Here is a 26,575-nt window from a genome sequence, read left to right as displayed (position 1 = left end):
CTCCGAACTGTTCACTGCCGTCCCTGGTGCCTGGGCGCGGCGGCCGTCGTCCGGCCGCCGTCCAGGGGATTTCTTCTTCTTCACCACGTGTAGCGCACGACCACCTGGCCGCCGAAGTCGCTGTCGACCGCGCCACCATCGGCCCAGTTCAGGCCGGCGCTGGCCGACCAGCGGTTCTTCTGCACGCCCAGGCCCAGCTCGACCATGCCGTAGGTGCCGTCGGCCTCGACCTCGCCGGAAAGCGCGGCATTGCCGTTGACGATGAAGCTGCTGGTGCCGTCCATCTCGTTGACGGCGTTGATCGAGCCGTAGGGGGTCACGCGATAGCCGCCGGCGGTGGCGAAGCTGCGCTCGAAGCCCAGGCCCAGGCGCAGGCGCTCGCTGTCGCCGCCGTCGAGCGCGACTTCGGTGAGGGTGCCCGAGATCGAATCGATGTTGTCGATGCTGGCGCGGGTGTACTGCACCTGCGGCACCAGGCTGAAGCCACCCAGCTCCCAGCCGGTGTAGCCGGCCTCGAGGTTGATGGCGCGGGCGTTGCCGCTGGCGCGGTACTCACCCGTGCCCGAGCGCATGCGGGAGTCGAAGTCCATCCAGCGCCACGAGGCGTCGACGTAGAAGTTGTCGGCCAGCCAGGTGGCGTAGAGGCCGGCGCTGTCGAGCTCGATGTCGTCGCGGCCGACGCCGCCGAGCAGGGCCCGGTTGTTGTCGGTCTTGCCCAGCAGCACGCCGTAGTGGAAGCCGTGGCCGAGGGTGAAGTTCATGCCGACTTCGGTGCCGTCGACGTCGTTGGAGAAGCGCAGGTCCTCGCCGGCGGCGAAGCCGGTGCCGCTGGCGTCGATGTCGCCGCTGCTGGTGAAGCGGCGCACCCACGGGCCCAGGCCGTTGAGGTCGCCGCCCAGGTCCGGCAGCACGCCCAGTCGCTGGCGCAGGGTGCCGACGTTGTTGCCGATCATCGAGTGCACGGCCGGGGCCAGGGTGACCGACAGGTTGCCGGCGTCGCTCAGGCCGTCGATCTGGATTCCGATCGAGAACACGTTGTCGGTGCCCACCACCGAGTGCTCGACGCTCAGGCCGAAGTCGAGCAGCTCGCTCTCGAAGCCGAACAGCTGGCCGGCGACGAAGGAGTCGGCGGCCGCGGTGCCGGAGGCGATGACCACGTCGATCGGGTCGAAGTCGAGCACGTTGGGCAGGTTGACCGCCGCGACGTTGATGGTTTTCACGTCGCCGGTGATGTCGCCCTCGACGTAGAGCATGTCGCTGGTGCCGCCGACGAAGTCGACGTCCACGTTGACGTCGCCGGCGCCGGCGAAGTTGCCGTAGATCGTCATCATGTCGTCGGTGGCGCCATCCAGGAAGCTGATCGCGCCGTCGCTGTAGAGCGTGCCGCCCGCACCCATCTGGATGAAGGCGTCGCCGATGACGTGGAGGGTGCCGGTGTTGTCGAAGGTGTTGACCGTGTCGGCCGCGCCCAGGTCGATGCCGGCGTAGCCGAGCACCATGTCGCCCGAGTTGACGATCGCGTCGTCGCCGTCGCCCAGGTAGACGGTGCCGTTGCCGATCACCACCAGGCCGGCGTTGTCGATCACGTCGGCACCGGCGCCCAGGTTGGTGCTGCTGCCACCGAGGTACCACTCGCCGGATGCGCCGTTGTTGACCAGGTCGTCGCCGTCGCCGGTGATGATGTGGCCGTTGATGCGACCGGTGTTGAGGATCTCGTTGTTGGTGTTGCCGCCGGCGATGGCGATCGAACCGCCGCCGAGGCTGCCGGCGTCGATCAGGCCGCTGTTGCTCAGTCGGGCGGTGCCGGCCGTGGAGCTCATCAGCACCGCGACGGCCAGGGTGTCGTGCTCGGCCGAAATGGTGCCGCTGTTGGTGATGTCCACGTCGCCGTCGCTGACGACGACCAGGCCGCGGGCCGAACCGGCGCCACTGCCGGCGGTGCCGGTGATGGTGCCGCTGTTGTCGGCCGAGGCGGAGCCCTGGCCCACGACGTAGGCGGCGGCGACGAAGCCGTCGTAGCTGTAGGCGGTGATGTCGCCGGCATTGGACAGGCTGGCGTCGCCGTTGTAGGCGCTCACGAACGCGCCAACCGCGGTGCCGCTCTGGCTGTAGGCGTAGATCGAGCCGCTGTTGGCGATCGAGGCGTCGAAATAGGCCAAGGCGTAGGCGCCAAACGCGGTGCTGCCCGAGGCCTCGATGCTGCCCGAGTTGTCCACGCTGGCGTAGTAGCCGTAGGCGACCACGCCGGCGGCGGTGCTGTAGGCGTTGGCGCTGATGTCGCCGGCGTTGGTGACCGTGGCCGTACCGTACTGGCTGCGGGCGATCGCACCGATTGCCTGGCCGTTGGTGCTGTCTGCCAGCAGCGAGCCGCTGTTGTCGATGCTGGCCCCGCCCAGCTCGCTCTCGGCGTAGGCCGCGACGGCGGCGCCGTCGAGCGAAGTGGCGGTGACGTCGCCGGTGTTGCCGACCGCTGCATCACCGTCGTAAGCCATGGCCATCACGCCGATGCCGCGGCCGTTCACGGCCTCGGCGAGCACGCTGCCGTCGTTGGTGGCACTGGCGCCGTAATAGCCCTGCGCCTGCACGCCGATGGCGTCATAGAAGCCCGACGCCGACAGGTTGCCGGTGTTGGAGGCGTCGGCGTACTGGCCGGCGGCGATCAGGCCGTAGGCGTCGCCGTAGGCCGCGCTGGCCACCAGGTCGCCGCCGCTCGAGACTGAGGCGATGCCGTCGTAGCTCGAGGCCAGCAGGCCGATGGCCGTGCCGTAGCTGCTGTCGGCGGTCACGTTGCCGCCGCTGGTGATGGTGGCATCACCGGCGCCGGCCACGACGAACGCACCGGCGGCGAGGCCATTGGCCCCGACGGTGAGGTCGCCGGCGTTGTCGAGCACGGCGTTCCCGGTGATCGAGTAGGCGTAGACGCCGAAGCCGCTGGCCAGCCCCGAGTAGACGTCGATGACGGCGCCGGCGGCGTTGCCCACGGTGACGTCGCCGTAGGCGATGCCCAGCACGCCGATGGCGTACTTGCCGTCGACGTCGATGCTGCCGCCGTTGTCCACGACCACGTCGCCGGCCTGGGCCTGCGCGACGATGCCATAGGCGCCGTAGTTGGCGATCGCGGTGGACGTGGCCACGATGTCGCCGGAGCTGGTGACGGTGACGTTGCCGCTGAAGCTGTTGGCGCCGATGCCGGTGGCGTCGCCCGCCGAGTACACGTCGAGCAGGCCGCTGTTGTCGATGCCGACGTCGCCGTCGGCCCCGGCCAGGATGGCGAACGAACCGTAGCCGTACTTGTCGCCCTGGTAGGCGTAGATCGACCCGCTGTTGGTGACCGAGACCGTGCCGCCCGCGCCGACGGCGTTGGCGTCGATGCCCACGCCGACGTAGTAGCCCGAGGCGTTGATCGTGCCGCTGTTGTCCACCACCACGCTGGCGCCGGCGCCGCCGGACGCGGCCCGGACGCCGATGCCGATGTTGCTGTAGGCGCCGTCGCCGGCGACAACGTCGCCACTGTTGGTGACCGACACGTCGCCCACCGAGATGCCGCTGATGCCGATCGACACGTAGGCCTGCGCCTCGACCACGCCGGCGCTGGCCACCGTGGTGCCGCCGGCCCCGGCGTAGGCGTCGATGCCGACCGCATACTGCTCGGCGAGGGCGGTGATGTCGCCCGAGACGTCGACGCTGGTGCTGTCGACGCCGACCGTGCGGATGCCCACGGCGTTGTAATAACCCTGCGCGTAGATGTTGCCGGCGCCGGTCACGTTGGCCGTGTCGCCGAAGGCCAGGATGCCGGTGGCGTTGCCGTACTTGCCGACGGCGTAGATCTCGCCGTCGTTGTGGATCGAGGTGATGCCGGTCGGCGCGTAGCCGAAGATGCCGATGGCGTCGTAGTAGCCGCTGACCGCGGCCACGTAGCCGATGCTGCTGATGTTGACGTCGCCATAGCCGCTCTGGCCGCGGATGCCGACGGCGTCGCCGAAGTACGCAGCGGCGACCACGTCGCCCGAGTTGCTCACCGAGGCCAGCGTGTCGCCGGCGGCGAAGATGCCGATCGCCTGGCCGTAGCCGATCGCGTAGGCCGCGCCGGTGTTGTCGACCAGGGTGTTGTCGCCGGAGGCGCCGATGCCGACGGCGAGGTCGTAGTCGGAGCGGGCGCCGGCGAAGCCGGAGTTGATGACGGTGGCGTCGCCATAGGTGCTCGCCGCGAACACGCCGTAGGCCACGTAGCCGCCGTAGGCCTCGATGCGTCCGCTGTTGTCGACCCGGGCGTTGCCGTCGGTGGAGATCGCCAGCAGGCCGGCACCCACGTACAGGCCATCGACGTAGACGCCGCCGCTGTTGTTGACGATGCCATCGCCCTGCGAGCTGATCGCCTGGATGCCGTAGGCGTACTTGCCATAGGCACCGACCAGGCCGCTGTTGTCGACCGTGGCGTCGCCCTGGCCGGAGATGGCGATGATGCCGTTGGCGTACTTGCCTTCGGCCACCGCGTAACCGCTGTTGGCGACGCTTGCGCCCAGGGTGCCCTGGGCGACGATGGCGCTGGCGTTGTAGCCCGAGCCGTAGCCGGTGGACTGCGCCAGCACCAGGCCGCTGTTGTCGACCGAGGCGAAGCCGTAACCGGCCGCCGCCACCACGCCGTAGGCGCCGTAGTAGAGCGCGGCGCTGGTGGACTGCGCGATCACGTCGCCGGCATTGACCACCGAGGCGTCGCCGCCCTGCGAGATGGCCAGGATGCCGTAGGCCTGGCCGCCGGAGATCGCCGACACGTAGCCGCCGTACTGGTTCTCGACCGAGGCATAACCATCGCCGATGGCGACGATGCCGGCCGCGCCGACACCGTACTTGGAGTACTGCTGGGCCTCGACCGAACCGCTGTTGACCACGCTGGCCACGCCGCCCGGCGAAAGCGCGAGCGCCTCGATGCCGATGCCGCCGTAATAACCCGCCGCCTGGACGATGCCGGCGTTGTCGACCGAGGCGGTGCCATCGATGGCATAGGTGCCGGCGTGGATGCCGGTGCCGATGATGGTGTTGTTCAGGTCGCCGCCGACCACCACGCCGGTGGCGGAGTTCACGACCGTCGTGTCGCCGCCGGACTCGGCGTAGATGCCGAAGCCATAGAGCTGGGCCAGGCCGACGGCGGTGCCGTCGTTGCTGACCACGGCGCCGCCGGCTCCGCCCGTGGCGTAGATGCCGAAGGCGTAGTAGCCACCGTAGCCGTAGGCCAGCGCGCCGGCGCCATTGGTCACGTCGACCGAATAGGCGCCCTGCGCCTCGATGCCGGCGCCGAACAGATAACCCACGCCGACCGCGACGCCCTGGTTGTCGACCGAGACGTTGTAGCCGGAAGCGAAGATGCCGTCGCCGATGCCGTTGTAGGCGATGCCGATGGCGTCGCCGGTATTGACGACGCTGGCGTCGCCGAAGGTCGAGTAGGCGTACAGGCCGAAGGCGTTGCCGGTGTCGCTCTGGGCGATCGCGTCGCCGCTGTTGGAAATCCTGGCCAGGCCGTAATCGGTGTAGGCGCGGATGGCGGTGGCGTCGAGGTAGGCGATCGAGCGCACCAGGCCGGTGCTGTCAACGCCGGCGCCGTTGGAGCCCTCGGCGGAAATGCCGACCGCCCCGCCGTAATTGGAGATGCCGTAGACGCCGCCGGTGTTGTAGACGATGGCCGTGTCGCCGTAGGCGAGGATGCCGGCCGCGTAGCCGTTTTCGGTGACCGCGACCACGAGGCCGCCGACGTTGCTGACCTGGGCGCTGCCGTAGCCGCCGTCGGCGACGACGCCATACGCGCCCAGGTAGCCGAAGCTGTAGACGCCGCCGGTGTTGTACACGGCCGCGCCGGTGCCACCGGCGACGTTGATGCCCACGGACTGGCCGTATTCGGTTTCGGCGACCACCAGGCCGTTGTTGACCACGCCGGCGACGCTGTAGCCGCTGGCGCTGATGCCGGTCGCATCGCCATAGTAGCCATAGGCCAGCACGTTGCCGTAGTTCGAGACGTAGGCGGAATCACCGAAGGCCTCGATGCCCGTGGCCTGGCCGAAGTAGGACTGGGCGATCACGGCGCCGTCGTTGGCGACGCTGGCGGTGCCCTGCGCGTAAGCCAGGATGCCGGTGGCATTGCCGTAGATCGACGTGGCGCGGGCGGTGCCGCCGTTGGTGACGTTGGCGCCGCCGACGGCACCGTAGGCCTGGATGCCGATGGCGTCGCCGTAGAAGCTGAAGGCGCCGACGTAGCCGTCGTTGTTGATGTTGGCGTCGTCGCCCAGGCCGACGATGCCCAGGGCGATGCCGTACTTGGAGCCGGCGTAGACGGCGCCCTGGTTGTCGATGGTCACGCCGCTCTGGTAGCCGTAGGCGACCAGGCCGGCGCCACCGTCGAGGCCGTAGGCACTGACGGTGTCGTTGTTGGTGATCGAGGCGCCGCCGGCACCGCCGGCGTAAACGCCGATCGCGATGAAGTCGGAGTAGACGTCAACGCTGCCGTTGTTGACGACCTCGGCCAGCCCGTAGGGCGAGACCACGCTGATGCCCTGCAGGTAACCCGAGCCGGTGACGTTGACGGAGCCGTCGTTGACCACCGAGGCGCCGTCGAAGCCGATGACCTCGATGCCGTTGGCGTCGGTGGCGTAGATCGAGCCGGCGTTGGTGACGTCGGCCTGGCCGTAAGCGAACACGCTGACGCCCGCGGCCCCGTTGGTGGTGATTGTGGTGCCGCCGTAGATGCCCAGGCTGGCGTTGCCGCCGGCCGACAGCCCGATGCCCACTTCACCCAGTCCCGGGGTGATCGCGACGCCGCCGCCGAGGTTGTTGATCACGACGGTGAGGTCGTCGACGGCATTCCCAATGATGGAGGTGGCGTAGGCCGGATCGTTGCACTCGATGCTTGTGGTGGATCCGACGACGACCGGGGGGTCGCAGGCGAAGGCGGTGCCGCTGACCGCTGCCAGCGCAAGCGCCGAGACGGCGAGCGCGGAACGGACCGCCTTGGTGACCGGCGCTACCTGCGGATTACGCGCGCGGTAGCCCTTGCCGGCGCCGACAACCTTCCCCTTGGAATTCATCGTTACCACTCCCCTGTCCGAATTTTTGATTCCCCGTGGCCGAGACTATCCCAGGCACGGCTTCCGCGACTACGAGCATTCCCCCACCCCGGCGACGGAGCGAAGAAAGTGTGAACTGAGTCACAACGAAGGGCCTTTATCGGTCTTCACCTGCCGACCTGTCAAGGCGCCCTTCACATTACCTAACGCGGTTCGCGGAGAAAACGTGCCAAGGAGGGCGGCCCACCCCGGCCGGGCTCGAATTCGGCGGCAACGTCCACGAACCCCCGCAAAACTGCCAGATCGTGCGGGGTTCGGCCCAGGCCGTCCCGGGCCTGGCGGTCGGCGCCCTCGCGCAGAAGGCGCTGCACCACCCGGGGCAGGCCGTGCAGGGCCGCCAGGTGCAGGGGCGTGAGGCCCTTGTGGTCGGCCCGGTCCAGGGCCACGCCTTCGGCCAGCAGGCGGTCGAGCGCCGCCAGCAGCACGTCTTCGTCGCAGGCGGTGCCCGGCTCGGCCCGGGCCCCGAGCAGCAGCAGCAAGGGGGTCTGGCCGGCGGCGTTGGGCGCATCGGGCTCGACGCCGGCCAGCAGCAGCACGTCCACCAGGGCCAGCACCCGGGCGCGGTCCCGGGACGGGAAGGCATGCAGGGCGGCGCAGTGCAGCGGACCCAGGCCCTGGGCGTCGCGGGCCTCCGGGCTGGCGCCGTGGGCCAGCAGGCGGGAAATGATTTCGGGCTGGCCCAGGGCGGCGGCCAGCATCAGCGGGGTGACCTCGCCCGGCAGGGGAAGATCGGGCTCGGAGCCGGCCCGCAGCAACTGGTCCACCACCCCGGCGTGGCGCATGCTGATCGCCGCCGACAGCGGCGTGGCGCCGGTGCGCGCGGCGATGCGCGGGTCGGCCCGCTTGCCCAGCAGCAGGTCGACCACGGCCTCGTGGCCGCCGCCGGCGGCGCGCAGCAGGGCGGTGCAGCCCTGGGCGTCGACGGCGTCCACCGGCAGGTCCAGCTCCAGCAGCCGGGCCACGGCCTCGGCATCGCCGGCCATGGCGGCGGCCGGCAGGTCGGCCGGCACCAGGGCGCGGCCGGGCAGCTGCCACTGCCGCCACTCCAGCCAGTGCGCCAGCTCGCGCCGGTCGGCGGCCAGGGCCAGGCCCAGCGGCGTCTGGCCGTCCGGTCCGCACAGGGCCGGCGAGGCACCGTGCCGGATCAGCAGCCGCAGGGCGTTGGCCCGGCCCAGCGCGGCCGCGGCGTGCAGCGGCGTCTGGTCGCGACCATCGCGGGCGTTGGGATCGGCGCCGCCGGCCAGCAGGGCATCGGCCAGCCGCAGCCAGCCCAGGCGGATGGCCAGCACCAGCGGCGGGTCGGTGGGCGTGCCGCCGAACGAGTCTGCGCCGCGCTCGTACAAGGCCAGGGCCAGCTGCTCGTAGCCGCGGCCGACATGGTCGCCGTCCAGGCAGGCCTGCAGCCAGCGCGCCAGGCCGCCCCGGCCACCGACCGGTTCGGCGTGTTCGAGCAGGCGCTGCAGCGCCGGCGCCGCGGGCCCGCCGCGGTCGAACAGGTGGAAGAGCACGCTGTCGCCGGCGTCGAGCACCGCGCCGGCCCGAGCGCCGTTGCGAAGCAGCCACTCGAAGGCCGCCAGGTCACCTTCGCCCGCGAACTCGAGCAGCAGCGCCGCCAGGCCGGCGGCATCCGGACCGGCGCCGAGCCGCATCATGGCTTCGGCCGACTCCAGCCGTCCGGCGGCCAGCGCCTCGCGCAGCAGTTCCCGCGGACTCTTTTCAAAATGTCCTTCGGCCAGGCCCTCGGCCACGCTTGCCGGCAGCGGATAGCCCGGGTCGAGCACGGCCACCCAGGGCCAGCGACCGTTGCCGAGGGCGTGCTCCAGGGCGCGGCGCCCGTCCTGGTCGCGCTGCTCCGGGTCCACGCCCATCGCGATCAGGTGCCGGGCCAGCTCCGGGCCGGCCTCGGAGCCGGCCGCCAGCACCAGGGCGTTGCGACCCAGGGCGTCGACGGCATGCACGTCGGGCCTGGCCATGGCCAGCCGCGCCAGCACCGCCGCCTGGCCATGGCAGGCGGCCTCCAGCAGCGGGGTCATGTCGTCGGCATCGCGGGCATTGCGGTCGGCGCCGGCGTCGAGCAGGCAACCGGCGATTTCGGCGTTGCCGGCGGCGCAGGCCACGTGCAGGGCCGTGCGCTGCCCCCGGCCGCGGGCATCGACCCGGGCCTTGTGGCGCAGCAGCAGCTGCGCGCCGGCGGGATCGTCGTCGCCGGCGGCCGCGGCCAGCAGGGCCGGCTGGCCGTCCGCCGGCTCGGGCCTGGCGCCGCGCTCGATCAGGAAACGCGCCAGGCGCCAGTTGCCGCTGGCGCAGGCCACGCCCAGGGGGCTGAAACCTTCGGCGTTGACGGCCTCGAGCAGCGCGCCGGCGTCGAGCAGCAGCGCCGCCACCGCCGGGTCGGTGCTGCGCGCGGCGTGGTGCAGCGGCGTATTGCCTTCGGCGTCGGCCCGGCGCGGGTCGGCGCCGTTGGCCAGCAGGGTCATCACCGCTTCGGGGCGGCCATGCCAGCTGTCGCGGGTGGCGGCCAGCAGCGGGGTCAGGCCGGCGTGCCCGGCATTGAGGTCGACGCCGCGGGCGATCAGTTCGCGCAGCAGGCGCAGGTCGCCCAGCAGCGCGGCCAGCATGGGCAGGCTGCGCTGGTCGCGGTCGTCCGGGTGCGGCAGCACGTCGGGGTCGGCGCCGGCCTCGAGCGCCGCCAGCGCGGCTTCGATGCGGCCGGCGCGGGTGGCGGCCAGCAGGCGGTCGTTGGGGTCTTCCAGCTCCGGCACCGGGGTCGCGGAAGGCGCGTCCTCGTCGCCGACGATCGGCAGCCCGGACAGCCTGCCGGCCGCCGCGGCCACCGGTGGCGCGCCGCGCGCGAGCACGAACCAGTGCGCGGCCAGGGCCAGCAGCGCGAAGGCGGCCACGGCCGCCGGGCGCATCCCGGCCGGCACCAGGCCCGGCCAGGCCAGTACGACCAGGGCCGCCAGCACGGCGGCCACCGCCAGCGCCACGAGCAAGCCACGCCCCGCGTCGGCGGGACCGGCGGCCCCGACCTGGGCCAGCAGGGCCGGCAACGCACCGCCCTCCCGGCTGGCCTGCCCGAACGCCGGCCAGGCCCGCCAGGCCACCAGCAGCATGCCGCCGGCCAGCGTGCCCAGGCCGAGCGCCGCCGCCAGGCTGCCGGTGTCGAGCAGGGCCCGCAGCGGCCAGGCCAGGGCCAGCCAGGCACCGGCCAGGCCCAGGCCCCAGAGCCCGAGCAGGCCAAGCGCGTCGCGCCGGAGCATCGGCGCCGGCAGCGACGGCCGGACCCCGCGCAGCCGCGAAAGGCCCAGCGCCAGTGCCGGCTGCGCCAGCCAGCCCGCCAGCAGGGTCGCGGGATGTGGCCAGGCCAGCACCGCACACAGTCCCAGTCCCGACGCCAGCCAGGCCCAGGCCTGCCAGGGGCGCGCGGGCTCAGCCATCGACCATCGGATCGGGTTGGGTGGGCGGGAACTGCAGGTGGAAGCCCTGCGACTGCAGGTTGGCCATCACCACCGCCGCTTCGGCGCGGGCCAGGCGGCGCTCCGGCGAGAGGGTGAACTCGAGCACGAAGACCAGGTCGCCGAGCGGCGCACGCACCGGCTCGGGCAGGATCGCGAAGTCGTCCCGCTTGCTCAGGTAGACGTAGGTGTCCTGCTTGCGCAGGGATTTGTAGACGTAGGCTTGCATGGTGGCGCCGCGCAGGGTTGGCCGATTGTCGCCGCAAAACGCCGGGAGGTGGAAGCGCACGCGAACCGGCCACGCCGGCTTTGCTAGGCTTGCCGGCCAGTTCGTGTCCCGGAGCCCTGCATGCGCCTTCGTTCGGTCGCCCTCGCCCTGTTCGCCGCCACTGCCCTGCCGGCCGCGGCCCAGCCCGTGCTGACGCTGGACCAGGCGATGTCACACCCCGACTGGATCGGCCCGCCGGTGGAGTCGGCCTGGTGGTCGCTCGACGGCGGCAGCGCCTACTACACGCTCAAGCGCGAGGGCAGCCCGGTGCGCGACACCTGGCGCGTGCCGGTGGCCGGCGGCGAGCCGGCCCGGGTCGAGGGCGAGGCGCTGGCCACGCTCGACGGCGCCCGTCCGCGCTTCGACCCGGCCCGCCGCCAGGCCGTGTTCACCCGCAACGGCGACGTCTTCCTGCGCGTGCTCGGCGGCCAGCTGCTGCAGCTGACCCGCACCAACGAAACCGAGGCCGACGCCCGCTTCGGGGCCGACGGCCGCAGCGTGCTCTGGCGCGTGGGCAACGACTGGTTCCGCTGGGACCCGGCCACCCGCCTGGCGCAGCCGGCCGCGCTGCCGCGCGCCGAGAAGGATCCCGCCGCGGCGCCGGAGGCCGACGCACTGCGCGATCACCAGCTGCGCCTGAGCGCCCAGCTGGCGCGCGAGAAGGCCTTCCGCGAGGCCCAGCGCGAGCATGCCGAGGCCCAGCGCAAGGCCGACCCGAGCCGCGCCGCGGCGCCGGTGTACCTGGGCGACAAGGTCACGATCGCCGACAGCGCGCTGTCGCCGGACGGCCGCTGGCTGCTGGTGGTCACCGAGACCAAGGGGGCCGAGAAAGGCCGCGCCGGCAAGATGCCCAGGTACGTCACCGAATCGGGCTACGAGGAAGCCGAGGACGTGCGCGTGCGCGTCGGCCGCAACCCGCCGCTGGGCCAGAAGCTGGCGCTGGTGGAGCTGGCCACGGGCGCCGTGCGTGAGCTGCCCCTGGCGGCGCTGCCGGGCATCGCCAGCGACCCGCTGGCCGACCTGCGCAAGGCCGCGGGCCTGGAGCCGCTCAAGGGCGAGCGCCCGGTGCGGATCGACGGACTGCTGTGGAGCGACGAGGGCGGCAGCGTGGCTGTGATGGCGCGCGCCGTGGACAACAAGGACCGCTGGATCGCCAGCGTCGACTTCGCCGGCGGCAAGCTGGTGCCGGCGCACCGGCTCACCGACCCGGCCTGGATCAACTGGAACTTCAACGACTTCGGCTGGCTGCCGGGCGGGCGCACGCTGTGGTTCCTGTCCGAGGAATCCGGCTACTCGCACCTTTACACCGTGGTGCCCGGCCAGCGCGCCAACCGCCTGACCTCGGGCCGCTGGGAGGCCTCGTCGCCGCAGTGGTCGCCCGACGGCGCCACCGCCTATTTCCTGTGCAACCGCGAATGGCCGGGCGACTACGAGGTGTGCGCGGTGCCCAGCACCGGCGGCGAGGTGCGCGAGCTGACGGCGCTCGACGGCGTCGAGGACTTCGTGCTCTCGCCGGATGGTTCGCAGCTGCTGCTGCGCTGGTCGGCCCACCACACGCCGCCGCAGCTGGCGGTGCAGCCGGTGGCCGGCAGCGGGGCGACGAAGCTCACCGACACCCGCAGCGAGGACTACAAGGCGCGCGCCTGGCTGGCGCCGCAGATGGTGCAGGTGCCGTCATCGCACGGCGCCGGCAAGGTCTGGGCCAAGCTCTACCGCCCGGAGACGCTCGAGCCCGGCCGCAAGTACCCGGTGGTGATGTTCGTGCACGGCGCCGGCTACCTGCAGAACGTGCACGCGCGCTGGCCGGTGTACTTCCGCGAGCAGATGTTCCACCAGCTGCTGGTCGAGCGCGGCTACGTGGTGCTGGACATGGACTTCCGCGCCTCCGAGGGCTACGGCCGCGACTGGCGCACGGCCATCTACCGGCGCATGGGCCACCCGGAGCTCGAGGACTACATCGACGGCGTGAAGTACATGGTCGCCGAGCACCAGGGCGACGCCGCCAACGTGGGCATCTACGGCGGCAGCTACGGCGGCTTCATGAGCTTCATGGCGCTGTTCCGCGCGCCCGAGGTGTTCAAGGCCGGCGCCGCGCTGCGCCCGGTCACCGACTGGACCAGCTACAACCACGAGTACACCTCGAACATCCTCAACACGCCCGAGCTCGACCCGGAGGCCTACAAGCGCAGCTCGCCGATCGAGTACGCACAGAACCTGCGCGGCCACCTGCTGATCAGCCACGGCATGATCGACGACAACGTCTTCTACCAGGACTCGGTGCGCCTGTCGCAGCGGCTGATCGAGCTGAAGAAGGGCAACTGGGAACTGGCCAGCTACCCGCTCGAGCGCCACGCCTACCAGCACCCGGAGTCCTGGTACGACCAGTACCGCCGCATCCTCGAGCTGTTCGAGGACAATCTGAAATAAGGTTCGGGTTTTGAACGCGGATAAGCGCGGATGAAACGCGGATAGGAGCCGATAAAGCATTAATTGAAATGGGCCCGCGCTCCCTCCCAGGAGCGCGGGCCCATTTTCTTCGTTGCTCTATCCGCTTTTATCCGCGTTTCATCCGCGCTTATCCGCGTTAAGAATTCGCAGCCTCACGAAGCCGCGAAAACACCCTCAAGCTCGACGTCGAGTTCGCGGCGGCAGACGTCGCCGCGCAGGTAGCTGACGCGGCCGGTGTCGATGCCGCTGGTGGCCAGGATGGCCTGGGCCGCGGCCAGGTCGTCCGGGCGGCGCAGGTAGACGCGCAGCGATTCGCAGCCGTCCAGCGGGAACCCGCGGCCCGTGGCCTGCCGCCCCTGCTCGAGCAGCGCGGCGAGGTTGTCCAGGCTTTCGCGCAGCTGCGCGGCGAAGTCACCCACGTGCTGTGACACATGCCCGACGATGCTGGCCGTGCCCGAGGCCAGCAGGCGTGGCGTGGCGGTGTCGGCATCGAGCACGGCGCCGCGCGAGAAACCCGGCGACACCGGGCCGTGCTCGCGCGGGTAGCGCCAGGCCGGGGTCTGGCGCGGGTTCTCGAGCGCGATCGCCGGCGCCTTCGCGCACAGCGCCACCACCTGCAGCCGCGCCGGCGCGCCGTCGGCGCCGATGGCGGTGGCGGCCGGCGGCACCTGGTTGAACATCTCGTCCACGGCCGCGGCGCGCCCGACGCAGAAGCGGCGGTAGCGCTCGTGGTCGCCCTCGCCGGCATTGATGTCGGCGAAGTAGTTCCAGATGCGAAGCAGGTAGGGATGCGCCGAAGGCCTGGTTTCGGCCAGCAGTCGCCGGTAGGCCTGTTCGGTGGCGGCCTCGATGTCGCCGCCCGCCTCGGTGGCCTCGACGATGCGCACGGCGTAGTGGTCGCCCTGCGCGCACCAGGCCTCCACCGGCGGGCCGGCCAGCAGCGCGCAATCGACCGCGCTGGGCACGGCGTCGGCGGCACCGAAGATGAAGGCGACCAGGGCGTCGGGGCCGGTCTCGGCCGAGACGCGCAGGCGTGGGAGCTTGGGGGAGTCCATCGTCGCGGCGATTATAGCGGTGCGCCGGGCGGCTATCATGGCGATCCCTCCGCCAGGCCCACCGCCATGACCGACTTCGCCGCCGTGCACGCCTACCTGATGGACCTGCAGGATCGCATCTGCGCGGGCCTGGAGGGGGTCGACGGCGGCCGCTTCGAGCAGGACGCCTGGACCCGCGAACGCAAGGAGGACGGCCCCTCCATGGCGGGCGGTGGCCGCACCCGGGTGCTGAAGGAAGGCGCGGTGTTCGAACAGGCCGGCGTGAATTTCTCCGACGTGTCCGGGCCGTCGCTGCCGGCGTCGGCCAGCGCGCATCGCCCGGAGCTGGCCGGGGCGCCCTGGCGCGCGGCCGGCATGTCGCTGGTGATCCACCCGCGCAACCCCCACGTGCCCACTTCGCATGCGAACGTGCGTTTCTTCGAGGCCCGCCCGGAAGGGCGCGAGCCGATCTGGTGGTTCGGCGGCGGCTTCGACCTGACGCCCTTCTATCCGGTGGACGAAGACGTGCGGCACTGGCACGAAGTGGCCCGCGACCTGTGCGCGCCCTTCGGCGAGAGCCGCTATGCCGAGCACAAGGCCTGGTGCGACAAGTACTTCTTCCTCAGGCACCGCGGCGAGACGCGTGGCGTGGGCGGGCTGTTCTACGACGACCTGCACGCCGACGGTTTCGATCGCTGCTTCGCCTACACGCGCGCGGTCGGCGACGGTTTCCTCGATGCCTACCTGCCGATCGTGTCGCGCCGCAAGGACACGCCCCACGGGGAACGCGAGCGCGAGTTCCAGCTCTACCGGCGCGGGCGCTACGTGGAGTTCAACCTGGTCTGGGACCGCGGCACGCTGTTCGGCCTGCAGAGCGGCGGCCGCACCGAGTCGATCCTGATGAGCCTGCCGCCGCGCGTGCGCTTCGAGTACGCCTACACGCCGGAACCCGGCAGCCCCGAAGCCCGCCTCGCCGACTACCTGCGCCCCCGCGACTGGCTGGCCGAGCCCAAATAAAAACCCCGCGGGCCAGGGGAAGCCCGCGGGGCAGGGGTTGGAGTTCGGGTTGGGGAGAACCCTGCTCCGGTTGGATCCACTCAGGGGAGGGAGTGATCCTGCGTCGGACCTTGCATCCGACGCGCCTAGTAGACTCCCGCCTGCATGAGAAGTTCGTGAACAGGGACGTTAATAAACCGTAAGGTTCAGGACGCGTTCACCTAAATCCAAGCGATTGATATTTCTGGGATTTCCTGCACATAAATTCAGTGCGCTTCGTCCCAGTTCCGGCCCACGCCCACGTCCACCACCAGCGCCACGTCCAGGCTCGCCGCCGCCTCCATCCGCCGGCGGACTTCGGCCACCAGCGTGTCGACGAAGCCGGCCTCGGCCTCGAACACCAGTTCGTCGTGCACCTGCAGCAGCATCGCCGCCTGGTCGCGGTGGCCGGCCAGCCAGGCGTCCACCGACACCATGGCCCGCTTGATGATGTCGGCCGCCGTTCCCTGCATCGGCGCATTGATGGCCGCGCGCTCGGCGCCGGCACGCTGGGCCTGGTTGCGTGAGTGGATCTCGGCCAGCTGCAGCCGCCGGCCGAACACCGTTTCCACGTAGCCCTGCTCGCGCGCCTGCTGGCGCACCCGCTCCATGAAATCGCGCACGCCCGGGTACTTGCCGAAATACAGCGCTATGTAGTCCTGGGCCTCGCCGCGGCCGATGCCCAGCTGGCGCGCCAGGCCCCAGGCGCTCATGCCGTACATCAGGCCGAAGTTGATCGCCTTGGCGGCGCGGCGCTGGTCGCCGCTCACCTCGTCCAGCGGCACGTCGAACACCTCCGAGGCCGTGGCCTTGTGCACGTCCTGGCCGGACTCGAAGGCGCGCAGCAGGCCGGCGTCGCGCGAGAGGTGGGCCATGATGCGCAGCTCGATCTGCGAGTAGTCGCAGGCGACGATGCGCCGGCCCTCGGGCGCGATGAAGGCGGTGCGGATGCGCCGGCCGTCGGCGGTGCGGATCGGGATGTTCTGCAGGTTCGGGTCGTTCGAACTCAGCCGTCCGGTGGCGGCGCCGGCCTGGTGGTAGCTGGTGTGCAGGCGGCCGGTGTCGGGGTTGATCATCTCCGGCAGCTTGTCGGTGTAGGTGTTGCGCAGCTTGGCCAGGCCGCGGTACTCGAGCACCAGGCGCGGCAGCTCGTGCTGGTCGGCGATGGCCTCCAGCGCTTCTTCGTTGGTCGAGGGCGCGCCGCCCGGGGTCTTCACCACCACCGGCAGCTTGAGCTCGTCGAACAGCAGCGCGCCGAGCTGCTTGGGCGAATCGAGGTTGAAGGCGCGGCCGGCGATCTCGTGGGCGCGCTGCTGGGCGGCGAGCATGCGCTGGGACAGGTCGGCGCTCTGGCGCCGCAGCTCCGCCGCATCCACCAGCACACCGGTGGCCTCCATGCGCGCCAGCACGGGCACCAGCGGCATCTCGATGTCGCGGTAGACCGTCTGGAGCGTCGGCTCGCCGGCCAGCTTCGCCGACAGCACGCGGTGCAGGCGCAGGGTGATGTCGGCGTCCTCGGCGGCGTAGCGGGTGGCGTCGTCAAGCGCGACCGCCGAGAACAGGATCTGCCTGGCGCCCTTGCCCGCCACGTCCTCGTACTTGATGGTCTGGTAGCCCAGGTGCTTGCGCGCCAGCCTGTCCATGTCGTGGCGAAGGCCGCCGGCATCGAAGACGAAACTCTCGAGCATCGTGTCCTCGGCGTAACCGCGCACTTCGACGCCGTGGCGACGCAGCACGTGCAGGTCGTACTTGCCGTGCTGGCCCAGCTTGGGTTTGCCGGCGTCCTGGAGCACCGGCCGCAGCGCGTCGAGCACCTGCCCGCGCGGAAGCTGTGCCGGAACCCCGGGGTAGTCGTGGCCGACCGGGATGTAGCAGGCCTTGCCCGGTTCGACCGCGAAGCTCAGGCCGACCAGGTTGGCGCGCATCGGGTCGAGCGAGTCGGTTTCGGTGTCGAAGGAGACCAGGTCGGCGGCCTGCAGGCGCTCCACCCAGGCGGCCAGGGCATCGGAACCAGTGATGCACTCGTACTCGCCCGGCGCGGCCAGGGCGGGATCCGGCGCTTCTTCGGCGGCGTGCGTCGCCGCGGCCAGCGTCGCCTGGGCCGGGCGCGTGGCCGGGTCGGGCTTTCCGCCCTCGAGCTCGCGCAGGGCGGCGTTGAAGCCGTAGCGGGCGTAGAGCCCGCGCAGGGCATCGGCGTCGCGCTCGCGCAGCTTCAGGGCCTGCGGAGCCTGTTCGAGCGCGACGTCGGTCTTGATGGTGACCAGTTCGCGGTTGAGCGGCAGCCGGTGCAGCGCCGCGCGCAGGTTCTCGCCTATCTTGCCGCCGATGTCGGCGGCGGCGGCCATCACGCCGTCGAGCGAATCGTACTGGGCCAGCCACTTGGCGGCGGTCTTGGGCCCGCACTTTTCCACGCCCGGCACGTTGTCCACCGTGTCGCCCATCAGCGCCAGCAGGTCGACCACCTGGTCGGGGCGCACGCCGAACTTCTCCACCACGCCGGCGTCGTCGGTGATGCTGCCGGTCATGGTGTTGGTGAGCGTGATGCCCGGGCGCACCAGCTGGGCGAAGTCCTTGTCGCCGGTGGAAATGGTGACCGGGATGCCCGCTTCGTGGGCCTGCAGGGCGAGCGTACCGATCACGTCGTCGGCCTCCACGCCCGGCACGCGCAGGATCGGGAAGCCCAGGGCCTCGACGATCTGCATCATCGGCTCGACCTGGGCGCGAAGCTCGTCCGGCATCGGCGGCCGGTTGGCCTTGTACTGGGGGTAGAGTTCGTCGCGGAAGGTCGGGCCCGGCGCGTCGACCACGAAGGCGACGTAGTCCGGGTTTTCCTTCAGCGTGGCGCGCAGCATGTTGACGATGCCGAACAGCGCGCCGGTGGGCGAGCCGTCCGGGGCGGTCAGCGGCGGCAGCGCGTGGAAGGCGCGGTAGAGGTAGGACGAGCCGTCGATGAGGACGAGGCGGGACATGGCTGGCGTTCCGTTGCGGCGTACTCGTCGATTCTACGCGCCCGCGGCCGGCTCGCTTGAGCGGCAACCTGGCTTTTGACATGCTTTGCTTCCCGTGCGCAGGAGCCTGCCATGAACATGCTGATCCCCCTGCTTTTCGCCCTGGCCGCCCAGGATGCCGGGCAGGCCGCGGAACCGGTCGCGCGCGACGACGTGCCGATCCCCGAGAAGGTGCAGGCGCCCGTCGACGATCCACCGGCGGTCAGCATCCGCACCGAAGCCAACGGCGACCGGGTCGAGGAGTACCGCCAGAACGGCGTGCTCTATATGGTCAAGGTCACGCCCGAGCGCGGCCCGTCCTATTACCTGATCGACACCGACGGCAACGGCCGGCTCAATCGCGACGGCATCGCCGACGGCGTGGCGGACACCGTTTCTCCGGTTTACTGGTCGCTCTACGAGTGGGATTGACCGCCCGGGCCCTGGCCTGGGCCGACGCGGCCAGCGACGCCGCTGGCCGCGTGGCCGCCGTGCTCGTGGTCGTGCTGGTCGCGCTGGTGTTCGCGCTGGTGCTGGCGCGCTACGGCGCCGGCATCGGTTCGGTGGCGGCGCAGGAAGCGGTGCTCTGGCTGCATTCGGCGCTGTTCCTGCTGGGCCTGTGCTTCGCGCTGCGGCACGACGCCCACGTCCGGGTCGACGTGTTCTCCCAGCGCTGGTCGCCGCGCAGGCGCGCCTGGGTCGAGTTCGGCGCCAGCCTGTGCCTGCTGCTGCCTTTCTGCGTCTTCATCGTCGCCGTCAGCTGGGACTACGTGGCCGCCAGCTGGTCGCTGCGCGAAGGCTCGCGTGACCCGGGCGGCCTGCCCGGCTGGTACCTGCTCAAGGCGCTGATCCCCGTCTCGGCCCTGCTGCTCGCCCTGCAGGGGCTGGCCGGCACCGTGCGCGCCTGGGCCCGCGCCACCGCCCCCACCGCCGACGCATGAGCCACGACACCCCGCAGGTGCTGATGCTGGTGCTGCTGCTGGCCGGCTTGTTCGCGGGCCTGGCCAGCGGTTTCCCGGTGGCCTTCGTGCTCGGCGGCGTGGCGCTGCTGGCGGCGGGCACCGGCCTGCTGCTGGGCGTGTTCGACCCGAGCTTCCTGGAGGCCTTCCCCAACCGCCTGTTCGGCGTGATGACGAACGAAACCCTGGTGGCGGTGCCGCTGTTCGTGTTCATGGGCGTGATGCTCGAGCGTTCGCGCATCGCCGAACAGCTGCTCGAGGCGGTGGCGGCGCTGTTCGGCCGGGTGCGCGGCGGCCTGGTGGTGGCGGTGCTGCTGGTGGGCGCGGTGCTCGCGGCGTCCACCGGCATCGTCGGCGCCACGGTGGTGGCGATGGGCCTGATCTCCCTGCCCACCATGCTGCGCAACGGCTACTGCCCGCGCCTGGCCAGCGGCGCGATCTGCGCGTCGGGCACGCTCGGGCAGATCATCCCGCCGTCGATCGTGCTGGTGCTGCTGGGCGACCAGCTCGGCAACGCCTACCAGCAGGCACAGCTCAAGCAGGGCGTGTTCGCGCCCGAAACCGTGTCGGTCGGCGACCTGTTCGCCGGCGCGCTCATCCCGGGCCTGGGGCTGGTGCTGCTGTACCTGCTTTACGCGCTCTGGGTGGCCTGGCGCCAGCCGGAACGCGCGCCGGCGCTGCGCGAGGCATCGCCGCGTTCGCTCGTGCAGCTGCTCAGGGCGATCGTGCCGGCGCTGGTGCTCATCGGCCTGGTGCTGGGTTCGATCCTGGCCGGCTTCGCCACGCCCACCGAGGCGGCGGCAGTCGGCGCGGTGGGCGCCACCGCGTTCGCGGCGCTGTACGGCCAGCTCGACCGCGGGCGCCTGGCGGCCGTCGCTTCGCAGACGGTCAAGGTGACGTCGATGGTGTTCGCCATCCTGGTCGGCGCGGCGCTGTTCTCGCTGGTGTTCCGCGGCCTGGGCGGCGACGACTGGGTGCACCGCGCGCTAACCGCGCTGCCCGGCGGCAAGTGGGGCGCCATCCTGGCGGTGATGCTGCTGATGTTCCTGCTCGGCTTCGTGCTCGACTTCATCGAGATCGTGTTCGTGGTGGTGCCGATCGTCGGGCCGGTGCTGCTGGCCCTGGGGGTCGACCCGGTCTGGCTGGGCGTGATGATGGCCATCAACCTGCAGACCAGCTTCCTCACCCCGCCCTTCGGCTTCGCCCTGTTCTACCTGCGCGGCGTGGCGCCGCCCACGCTGACCACGGGCGAGATCTACCGCGGCGTGCTGCCCTTCATCGTGCTGCAGCTGCTGATGCTGGCGGCGGTGGCCGCCTTCCCGTCGCTGGCGACGGCGCTTCCCGACCTGCTTTACGGGTGAAACCCATGGATGGACTTCGCATCAGCACCGACCCGGCCGACGTCGACATGGACGTCGTGCATGGCTTCCTGAGCGCGCATGCCTACTGGTGCATCGGCATCCCGCGCGAACTGGTCGAGAAGGGCGTGGCCAACTCGCTGTGCTTCAGCGCCTGGCTCGACGGCCGCCAGGTTGGCTTCGCGCGGGTCATCGGCGACCGCGCCACCTTCGGCTACCTGGCCGACGTGTTCGTGCTTCCGGAGTACCGCGGGCGCGGCATCTCCAAGGCGCTGGTGGCGGCGGCGATGGCGCACCCGGACACCGTGGGGCTGCGCCGCATCATGCTGGCCACCCGAGACGCGCATTCGCTGTACGCGGGCTTCGGCTTCAAGTCGCCGGCCCGGCCCGAAAGCCTGATGGAAATCCACCGGCCGGGCCTGTACCAGCGCGAGCCCGGCGGCGCCTAGCCCGGTGCCTGGCGCGGCAGGCCGGCCTTGGGCGGCAGCGCCGAGAGGTGCCGCCAGAGCGCCTGCATCTCGTCGTCGCTCATCCGGCCGTAGCTGCGCCAGGGCATGAACGGATGCACTTCGCCGCCGTCCGGGCGCTTGCCTTCGCGCAGCACGCGCACGAAGTCGGCCTCGGTCCAGCCGGCCAGGCCGGTGGCGTGCGCGGTGAGGTTGGGCGCGGGCGGCAGCTCCGGCGGCGTACCCGGCACGCGCTGGCCGGTCCAGCCCATGCCGTGGCAGCCGGTGCAGACCTGCGCGAGATAGGCGCCGTACTCCGCCGTGGGGCCGGCCGGCGGCGCGACGCGGGTGCGCGGGCCGTGGTCGATGTCGGCGGCCGGCACCAGGTGGAACTTGCCGAACATCGCCAGCACGCGGCCGAGCGGTCGGATCTCGGTGGTTCCGGGGTCGTTGTCCGAATCCGGCAGCGACTGCAGGTAGGCCACCAGCGCGGCCGTGTCGGCGTCCGAGAGGTTCATGAAGTCCGCGGACGGCATCACCCGCAGCGGGCGGCCGTCGGGGCCGACGCCGTGGCGGATGGCGACGGCCAGGCGGTCGGCATCGTAGCGGCCGGCCACCACCGCCGGCGTCAGGTTGGGCGCGACGACGTACGCCACCGGGCCGGCATCGATGAACACCTTGCCCCGTCCGGCCTCACCATGGCATTCGACGCAGCCGGTGACGGTGTAAAGGTGTTCGCCACGCTCGCGCTCCGCGGCGTCGCCGCGCAGCACCAGCGGCGGGTCGGACACGTCATACGTGCGCGCCATGTCCGCCTCGGCCTTGAACCAGGCGAACACGAACAGCGCGGCCACCGCCGCGAGGAAACTGCCGGCCAGCCAGGCCGAACGGATGAACCACTTGCGCATTTCGCTTCCACGACTTCTTCGGGACGATGGAAGCTACGCAATCAGGTCGGGGCCCGGGCCGTACCGGAAGTCACGCGCGGCGCCGGTGTTTCAGCCGCCGTTTGGCCTCGCGGGTGGCCTGCGTGACTTGTGGCAGGGTCAGCCGCGGCTGGCGTAATACGCTTCCTCGGAAACCGCGTGCCAGCTGCGCGCCTGGGCCTGGAAGGCGCGCATGGACTCGAGCACCTTGCGCGCGAACGGGTCGCCGGCGGCGATCTCCTCGAGCACTTTGTCGGAGGCGCGACGCAGCGCCAGCATCAGGTCGTCTGGCAACTGGCGCAGCTCCACGCCGTGCTCGCGCACCAGCACGTCCAGCGCCTGCTGGTTGCGGGCGGTGAACTCGGCCAGCATCGCGTCGTTGATCGCGCGGCAGCAGGCGTCGACGATGTCCTTGAGGTCCTGCGGCAGCGACTCCCAGGCCGCCTGGTTGACCATGCACTCGAGCGTCGGGCCGGGCTCCTGCCAGCCGGGGTAGTAGCAGTACTTCGCGGCGCGATGCAGGCCGAAGGCCAGGTCGTTGTACGGGCCCACCCACTCGGCGGCGTCGATGGCGCCGGTCTGCAGCGAACTGAAGATCTCCGCGCCCGGCAGGTTCACCGGCGTCGCGCCCACGCGCGACATCACTTCGCCGCCCAGGCCCGGGATGCGCATCTTCAGGCCCTTAATGTCGGCCAGCGAGGCCACCGGCTTGCGGAACCAACCGGCCAGCTGCACGCCGGTGTTGCCGGCCGGGAAGGGCACCAGGCCGAAGCGGGCATACAGTTCGCGCCACAGCGCCAGGCCGCCACCCTCGTACAGCCAGCCGTTCATTTCCTGGGCGTTGAGCCCGAACGGAACCGCACAGAAGAACGGCGCCGCCGCGGTCTTGCCCTTCCAGTAGTAGGCGGCCGAGTGGCCCATTTCGGCCGTGCCGCGACCCACCGCGTCGAAGACCTCGAAGGCCGGCACCAGCTCGCCGGCGCCGTACACCTTGACGGTGAGCCGGCCGCCGGAGGCGGCGGTGATCATCGCCGCCAGCTTCGCCGCGCCGGTGCCCAGGCCCGGGAAGTTGGTGGGCCAGGAAGTGACCATCTTCCATTCGAAGCGCTGGTCGGACGCGGTCGCCGCCGGCGTCGCCCCGGGCTGCGCCCCGCAGGCCGCCAGGCCCGTGGCCACGGCCGCCAGTCCGGCGCCCCGCAGGAGTTCACGTCGCTTCATGGAAGGTCCTTCTTGGCAACGAAAGTCACCACGAAGTATGCCTTCCCCGAGCCCCCTGTTGGAGCGCCTTCAGGCGGGCTGGAGGTTGGCGTAGGCCAGGACCAGCCACTTGGCGCCGCCGGTCTCGAAGTTCACCTGCACGCGGGCGTGGGCGCCGCTGCCTTCGGCGTCCATCACCACGCCCAGGCCGAAGCTGGGGTGCACCACGCGCTGGCCCAGGCGCAGGCCGGTGGGCGCGCTGCCCAGGGCCATCGACGGCGAGGCCCCGAAGCCGCCCGGGCGGCTGACCTGCACCTTCGGCCGCACCTCGCGCAGCAGCGCCTGCGGGATCTCGCGCAGGAAGCGCGAGGGCGTGCCCAGCATCTCCATGCCGTGCAGGCGGCGCGACTCGGCGTAGCTGAGCACCAGCTTCTGGCGCGCGCGGGTCAGGCCCACGTAGGCCAGCCGGCGCTCCTCCTCGAGCCGCCCGCTCTCCTCGAGCGATTTGCCGCTAGGGAACAGGCCTTCTTCCATGCCCACCAGGAACACCTGCGGGAACTCCAGGCCCTTGGCGCTGTGCAGGGTCATCAGCTGCACGCCGTCCTCGCCCGCCTCGGCCTGGCCTTCGCCGGCCTCGAGCGCGGCGTAGCCCAGGAAGGCCACCAGCTCGCTCATGCCGGCCAGCTCCTCGTCGTCCGGGCGCTCGAAGCGGCTGGCCACGGAGACCAGCTCGTCGAGGTTGTCGACCCGGGAGTCGAGCTGGCCGCGCGACTCGTTGGCGTAGTGCACGCGCAGCCCGGACGTGGTGATCACGTGGTCGAACTGTTCGTGCAGCGGCGAGTCGAGGATGTCGGCCTCCAGCCCGTCCATCAGCTCGATGAAACCGCGCAGCGCATTGCGCGCCCGGCCCGCCAGGCCGCTGCCGTCGGCGGACATGGCCTTCGCCGCCCCGAACAGCGGCAGCGCGTTTTCGCGCGCGTGGCGCCGCACTTCGTCCAGGGTCTTGCCGCCGATGCCGCGCGGCGGCGTGTTCACCGCGCGCTCGAAGGCGGCGTCATCGGCGCGGTTGGCGACCAGGCGCAGGTAGGCCAGCGCGTCCTTGATTTCCATGCGCTCGAAGAAGCGCTGGCCGCCATACACCCGGTAGGGCAGGCCGGCCTGCACGAGCTGCTCTTCCATCGCCCGCGACTGGGCGTTGGAGCGATAGAGCACGGCGTTGTCGCCGGCGCTGCCGCCCTCGCGGATCCAGGCCTGGATGCGCTCGACCACGAAGCGGGCTTCGTCCACCTCGTTGTAGGCGGCGAACAGGTCGATCGGCTCGCCCTCGCCGGTGTCGGTCCACAGTTGCTTGCCGATGCGCTCGGGGTTGTGCGCGATCACCGCATTGGCCGCGGCCAGGATGTTGCCGGTGGATCGGTAGTTCTGCTCGAGCTTGAGCGTGCGCGCGCCGGGGTAGTCGCTCAGGAAGCGCTGCACGTTCTCGACCCTGGCGCCGCGCCAGCCGTAGATGGACTGGTCATCGTCGCCGACCACGAACACCTCGCCCGTCTCGCCGGCCAGCACGCGCACGAAGGCGTACTGGATGGCGTTGGTGTCCTGGAACTCGTCGACCAGCAGGTGCCGGAAGCGCTGCTGGTAGTGGTGCAGCAGCGGCGGATGCTGCAGCCACAGCTCGTGCGCGCGCAGCAGCAGCTCGGCGAAGTCCACCAGGCCGGCGCGCTGGCAGCGCTCCTCGTAGGCCTCGTAGACGCGCAGCATGGTCTTGCCGTAGAAGTCGCCGCCGGCCGGCTGGATGTGCTTCGGGCGCCGGCCCTCGTCCTTCTGCGCGTTGATCCACCAGGCCATCTGGCGCGGCGGGAAGCGGCCTTCGTCGAGCTCGAGGTCGGCGGCCACGCGCTTGAGCAGGCGCACCTGGTCGTCGGCGTCGAGCACCTGGAAGGACTCAGGCAGCCCGGCCTCCTGCCAGTGCAGCCGCAGCAGGCGATGCGCCAGGCCGTGGAAGGTGCCGATCCACATGCCGCGGCTGCCGTGACGCAGCAGCGCCTCGACGCGGCCGCGCATCTCGGCGGCGGCCTTGTTGGTGAAGGTGACGGCCAGGATGCCGTGGGCGGGCACGCCCACGACCTCGTTGAGCCAGCCGATGCGGTGCGTGAGCACGCGGGTCTTGCCGGAACCGGCGCCGGCGAGCACCAGCAGGTGGCCCGGCGGGGCCGACACGGCCTCGCGCTGGGCCGGGTTCAGGCCGTCGAGCAGGTGGGAAACATCCATGGCGCCATTGTAGCGGCGCCACGACGCCCCGGCGCCGCTCAGTCGAGCCGCACGCCCGGCAGCGAGAGCACGTAGTCGGCGCCCATCAGCCGCGAGGGCGTATGGAAACCCGGTTCCGGCGCCGGCCCCGACAGCAGCCGCTGCACGATGCCCAGCGAGGCGGTCACGGTGATGTCGTAGCCGTTGGGCGTGCGCAGCATCCGCTTCACCTCGCCACCGGCGGCATCGCGCGCCTCGCCCCAGACCACGCAGCCGGTCTTGCCGCGGGTGCTTTCCGAGGGACCACGAACCTTCTTGCCGACCTGGCGCTTGAGCCAGGCCTGCACCGGCCGCAGGCCCAGCAGCGGGCCGAGCATCCGCAGCCGGCGCAGGCGCACCGCCGTGGCCGGCGGCACGCCCATGTAGACCTCGATGTCCGGGATGCCGGTGGACACATGGGCCGTGTACACGTCGCCCCAGGGAATGGTCATGGCGAAGCGCTGCTCGCCGTCGCGCTCGAAGGTACGCGTCTTCCAGGCCAGCGGCACGCGGACGAGCTTGCCGCCGACGCGGGCGCGGCCGCCCTTGCCCAGGCCCTCGACGCTGGTCTTGGCGGTGCCGGGGCTGGGCCCGCCGCCGGCCTCGAAGGCCAGCACCAGCGAGGTGGCGGCCGGCAGTTCGCGCTTGAGCAGCGCCGCCAGGCAGTCGGTGGGCACCACGTCGAAACCGGCGCCCGGCACCACCACCACGCCCTTCGCCCTGGCGTCGGCGTCGCGCGAGTGGCAGTGCGCGAACACGTCGATCTCGCCGGTGATGTCGAGGTAGTGCGCGCCGACATCCAGGCAGGCGTCGAGCATGGGTGCGCTGGTGGCCGAGAACGGCCCCGCGCAATGCAGCACCAGGCCGATGCCGTTGAGCCCGGTGCGCAGCGCCACCGGGTTGTCGAGCGCGAAGGCCCGCACCGGCAGGCCGTGCGCCTGCGCCATGGCCTCGAGTTCGGCGGCGTTGCGGCCGGCCAGCACCGGGCGCAACCCGCGGCGCACGGCCTCCTCAACGACCATGCGGCCGGTGTAGCCATTGGCCCCGTAGATCATCCAGTCCAT

General features: G+C 71.4%; 15 protein-coding genes. 6 read left to right on the top strand and 9 right to left on the bottom strand.

Features of this window, described 5'->3' with window-relative positions; translation table 11 throughout:
• Positions 1-80: 80 nt before the first annotated feature.
• The 3 genes from C6N40_RS07300 to C6N40_RS07290 all read right to left on the bottom strand — a co-directional run bounded on the left by C6N40_RS07300 (position 81) and on the right by C6N40_RS07290 (position 10,796).
• The gene (locus tag C6N40_RS07300; RefSeq protein WP_106990359.1) at positions 81-7,073 is read right to left on the bottom strand and encodes a hypothetical protein; all 6,993 of its coding nucleotides are present in this window, start codon (positions 7,071-7,073) and stop codon (positions 81-83) included.
• 182 nt (positions 7,074-7,255) lie between these two features.
• Complete coding sequence (locus tag C6N40_RS07295; RefSeq protein ID WP_106990358.1) at positions 7,256-10,549, bottom strand: ankyrin repeat domain-containing protein; 3,294 nt, start codon at positions 10,547-10,549, stop codon at positions 7,256-7,258.
• Positions 10,542-10,796, bottom strand: coding sequence for a YcgL domain-containing protein (locus C6N40_RS07290; RefSeq protein ID WP_106990357.1), 255 nt, complete (start codon positions 10,794-10,796; stop codon positions 10,542-10,544). The genes C6N40_RS07295 and C6N40_RS07290 overlap by 8 nt, the downstream gene beginning before the upstream one ends.
• 120 nt (positions 10,797-10,916) lie before the next feature.
• Here C6N40_RS07290 and C6N40_RS07285 point away from each other — a divergent pair, with 120 nt between their 5' ends.
• Positions 10,917-13,262 (top strand): S9 family peptidase, encoded by a 2,346-nt coding sequence (locus C6N40_RS07285; RefSeq protein ID WP_106990356.1) that lies wholly within the window; start codon positions 10,917-10,919, stop codon positions 13,260-13,262.
• Positions 13,263-13,435: 173 nt separating this feature from the next.
• Here C6N40_RS07285 and C6N40_RS07280 read toward each other — a convergent pair whose 3' ends face one another.
• A complete protein-coding gene (locus C6N40_RS07280; protein ID WP_106990355.1) occupies positions 13,436-14,338 on the bottom strand; it encodes a chorismate transformation FkbO/Hyg5 family protein in 903 nt (300 codons plus the stop codon).
• Between the two features lie 66 nt (positions 14,339-14,404).
• On the opposite strand from C6N40_RS07280, the gene hemF reads away from it, so the two are divergent.
• Positions 14,405-15,334: an oxygen-dependent coproporphyrinogen oxidase gene (gene hemF / locus C6N40_RS07275; RefSeq protein ID WP_106990354.1), complete on the top strand. Its 930-nt coding sequence runs from the start codon at positions 14,405-14,407 to the stop codon at positions 15,332-15,334.
• A 245-nt stretch (positions 15,335-15,579) separates the two neighbouring features.
• Here hemF and polA read toward each other — a convergent pair whose 3' ends face one another.
• Complete coding sequence (polA, locus tag C6N40_RS07270) at positions 15,580-18,321, bottom strand: DNA polymerase I (RefSeq protein ID WP_106990353.1); 2,742 nt, start codon at positions 18,319-18,321, stop codon at positions 15,580-15,582.
• Positions 18,322-18,432: 111 nt separating this feature from the next.
• Between polA and C6N40_RS07265 the strand changes: the two genes are divergently transcribed.
• The 4 genes from C6N40_RS07265 to C6N40_RS07250 are packed head-to-tail and all read left to right on the top strand — an operon-like array spanning position 18,433 to position 21,105.
• Positions 18,433-18,771: a DUF2782 domain-containing protein gene (locus tag C6N40_RS07265; RefSeq protein ID WP_240183470.1), complete on the top strand. Its 339-nt coding sequence runs from the start codon at positions 18,433-18,435 to the stop codon at positions 18,769-18,771.
• The gene (locus C6N40_RS07260) at positions 18,768-19,280 is read left to right on the top strand and encodes a TRAP transporter small permease subunit (protein WP_205208568.1); all 513 of its coding nucleotides are present in this window, start codon (positions 18,768-18,770) and stop codon (positions 19,278-19,280) included. The genes C6N40_RS07265 and C6N40_RS07260 overlap by 4 nt, the downstream gene beginning before the upstream one ends.
• Complete coding sequence (locus tag C6N40_RS07255) at positions 19,277-20,659, top strand: TRAP transporter large permease (RefSeq protein ID WP_106990351.1); 1,383 nt, start codon at positions 19,277-19,279, stop codon at positions 20,657-20,659. The genes C6N40_RS07260 and C6N40_RS07255 overlap by 4 nt, the downstream gene beginning before the upstream one ends.
• Positions 20,656-21,105 carry a GNAT family N-acetyltransferase gene (locus tag C6N40_RS07250; protein WP_205208567.1) on the top strand — a complete coding sequence of 150 codons (450 nt, stop codon included), beginning with the start codon at positions 20,656-20,658 and terminating at the stop codon, positions 21,103-21,105. Before C6N40_RS07255 ends, C6N40_RS07250 begins: the two co-directional genes overlap by 4 nt.
• On the opposite strand, the gene C6N40_RS07245 is transcribed toward C6N40_RS07250, so the two are convergent.
• The 4 genes from C6N40_RS07245 to C6N40_RS07230 form a co-directional block, all read right to left on the bottom strand.
• Positions 21,102-22,010 carry a c-type cytochrome gene (locus C6N40_RS07245; protein ID WP_106990349.1) on the bottom strand — a complete coding sequence of 303 codons (909 nt, stop codon included), beginning with the start codon at positions 22,008-22,010 and terminating at the stop codon, positions 21,102-21,104. The genes C6N40_RS07250 and C6N40_RS07245 overlap by 4 nt on opposite strands.
• A 138-nt stretch (positions 22,011-22,148) precedes the next feature.
• Positions 22,149-23,246, bottom strand: a complete 1,098-nt coding sequence (locus C6N40_RS07240) for a TRAP transporter substrate-binding protein (RefSeq protein WP_106990348.1) — start codon at positions 23,244-23,246, stop codon at positions 22,149-22,151.
• A 69-nt stretch (positions 23,247-23,315) separates the two neighbouring features.
• Positions 23,316-25,493, bottom strand: a complete 2,178-nt coding sequence (uvrD, locus tag C6N40_RS07235) for a DNA helicase II (protein ID WP_106990347.1) — start codon at positions 25,491-25,493, stop codon at positions 23,316-23,318.
• A gap of 38 nt (positions 25,494-25,531) precedes the next feature.
• Positions 25,532-26,575 carry a saccharopine dehydrogenase family protein gene (locus C6N40_RS07230; RefSeq protein WP_106990346.1) on the bottom strand — a complete coding sequence of 348 codons (1,044 nt, stop codon included), beginning with the start codon at positions 26,573-26,575 and terminating at the stop codon, positions 25,532-25,534.

Origin of the sequence: Arenimonas caeni (assembly GCF_003024235.1) — a bacterium.
In the GTDB taxonomy this organism is placed as follows: domain Bacteria; phylum Pseudomonadota; class Gammaproteobacteria; order Xanthomonadales; family Xanthomonadaceae; genus Arenimonas; species Arenimonas caeni.
This window is presented reverse-complemented; position numbering and strand designations above follow the sequence as displayed.

Excerpts from the sequence above, each read along its gene's own strand:
- C6N40_RS07265 (WP_240183470.1), top strand. The coding sequence starts at position 18,433 with ATGAACATGCTGATCCCCCTGCTTTTCGCCCTGGCCGCCCAGGATGCC.
- C6N40_RS07280 (WP_106990355.1), bottom strand. The coding sequence starts at position 14,338 with ATGGACTCCCCCAAGCTCCCACGCCTGCGCGTCTCGGCCGAGACCGGC.
- C6N40_RS07230 (WP_106990346.1), bottom strand. The coding sequence starts at position 26,575 with ATGGACTGGATGATCTACGGGGCCAATGGCTACACCGGCCGCATGGTC.
- C6N40_RS07290 (WP_106990357.1), bottom strand. The coding sequence starts at position 10,796 with ATGCAAGCCTACGTCTACAAATCCCTGCGCAAGCAGGACACCTACGTC.
- hemF (WP_106990354.1), top strand. The coding sequence starts at position 14,405 with ATGACCGACTTCGCCGCCGTGCACGCCTACCTGATGGACCTGCAGGAT.
- C6N40_RS07285 (WP_106990356.1), top strand. The coding sequence starts at position 10,917 with ATGCGCCTTCGTTCGGTCGCCCTCGCCCTGTTCGCCGCCACTGCCCTG.
- C6N40_RS07245 (WP_106990349.1), bottom strand. The coding sequence starts at position 22,010 with ATGCGCAAGTGGTTCATCCGTTCGGCCTGGCTGGCCGGCAGTTTCCTC.
- C6N40_RS07240 (WP_106990348.1), bottom strand. The coding sequence starts at position 23,246 with ATGAAGCGACGTGAACTCCTGCGGGGCGCCGGACTGGCGGCCGTGGCC.
- C6N40_RS07300 (WP_106990359.1), bottom strand. The coding sequence starts at position 7,073 with ATGAATTCCAAGGGGAAGGTTGTCGGCGCCGGCAAGGGCTACCGCGCG.
- uvrD (WP_106990347.1), bottom strand. The coding sequence starts at position 25,493 with ATGGATGTTTCCCACCTGCTCGACGGCCTGAACCCGGCCCAGCGCGAG.
- C6N40_RS07255 (WP_106990351.1), top strand. The coding sequence starts at position 19,277 with ATGAGCCACGACACCCCGCAGGTGCTGATGCTGGTGCTGCTGCTGGCC.
- polA (WP_106990353.1), bottom strand. The coding sequence starts at position 18,321 with ATGTCCCGCCTCGTCCTCATCGACGGCTCGTCCTACCTCTACCGCGCC.
- C6N40_RS07295 (WP_106990358.1), bottom strand. The coding sequence starts at position 10,549 with ATGGCTGAGCCCGCGCGCCCCTGGCAGGCCTGGGCCTGGCTGGCGTCG.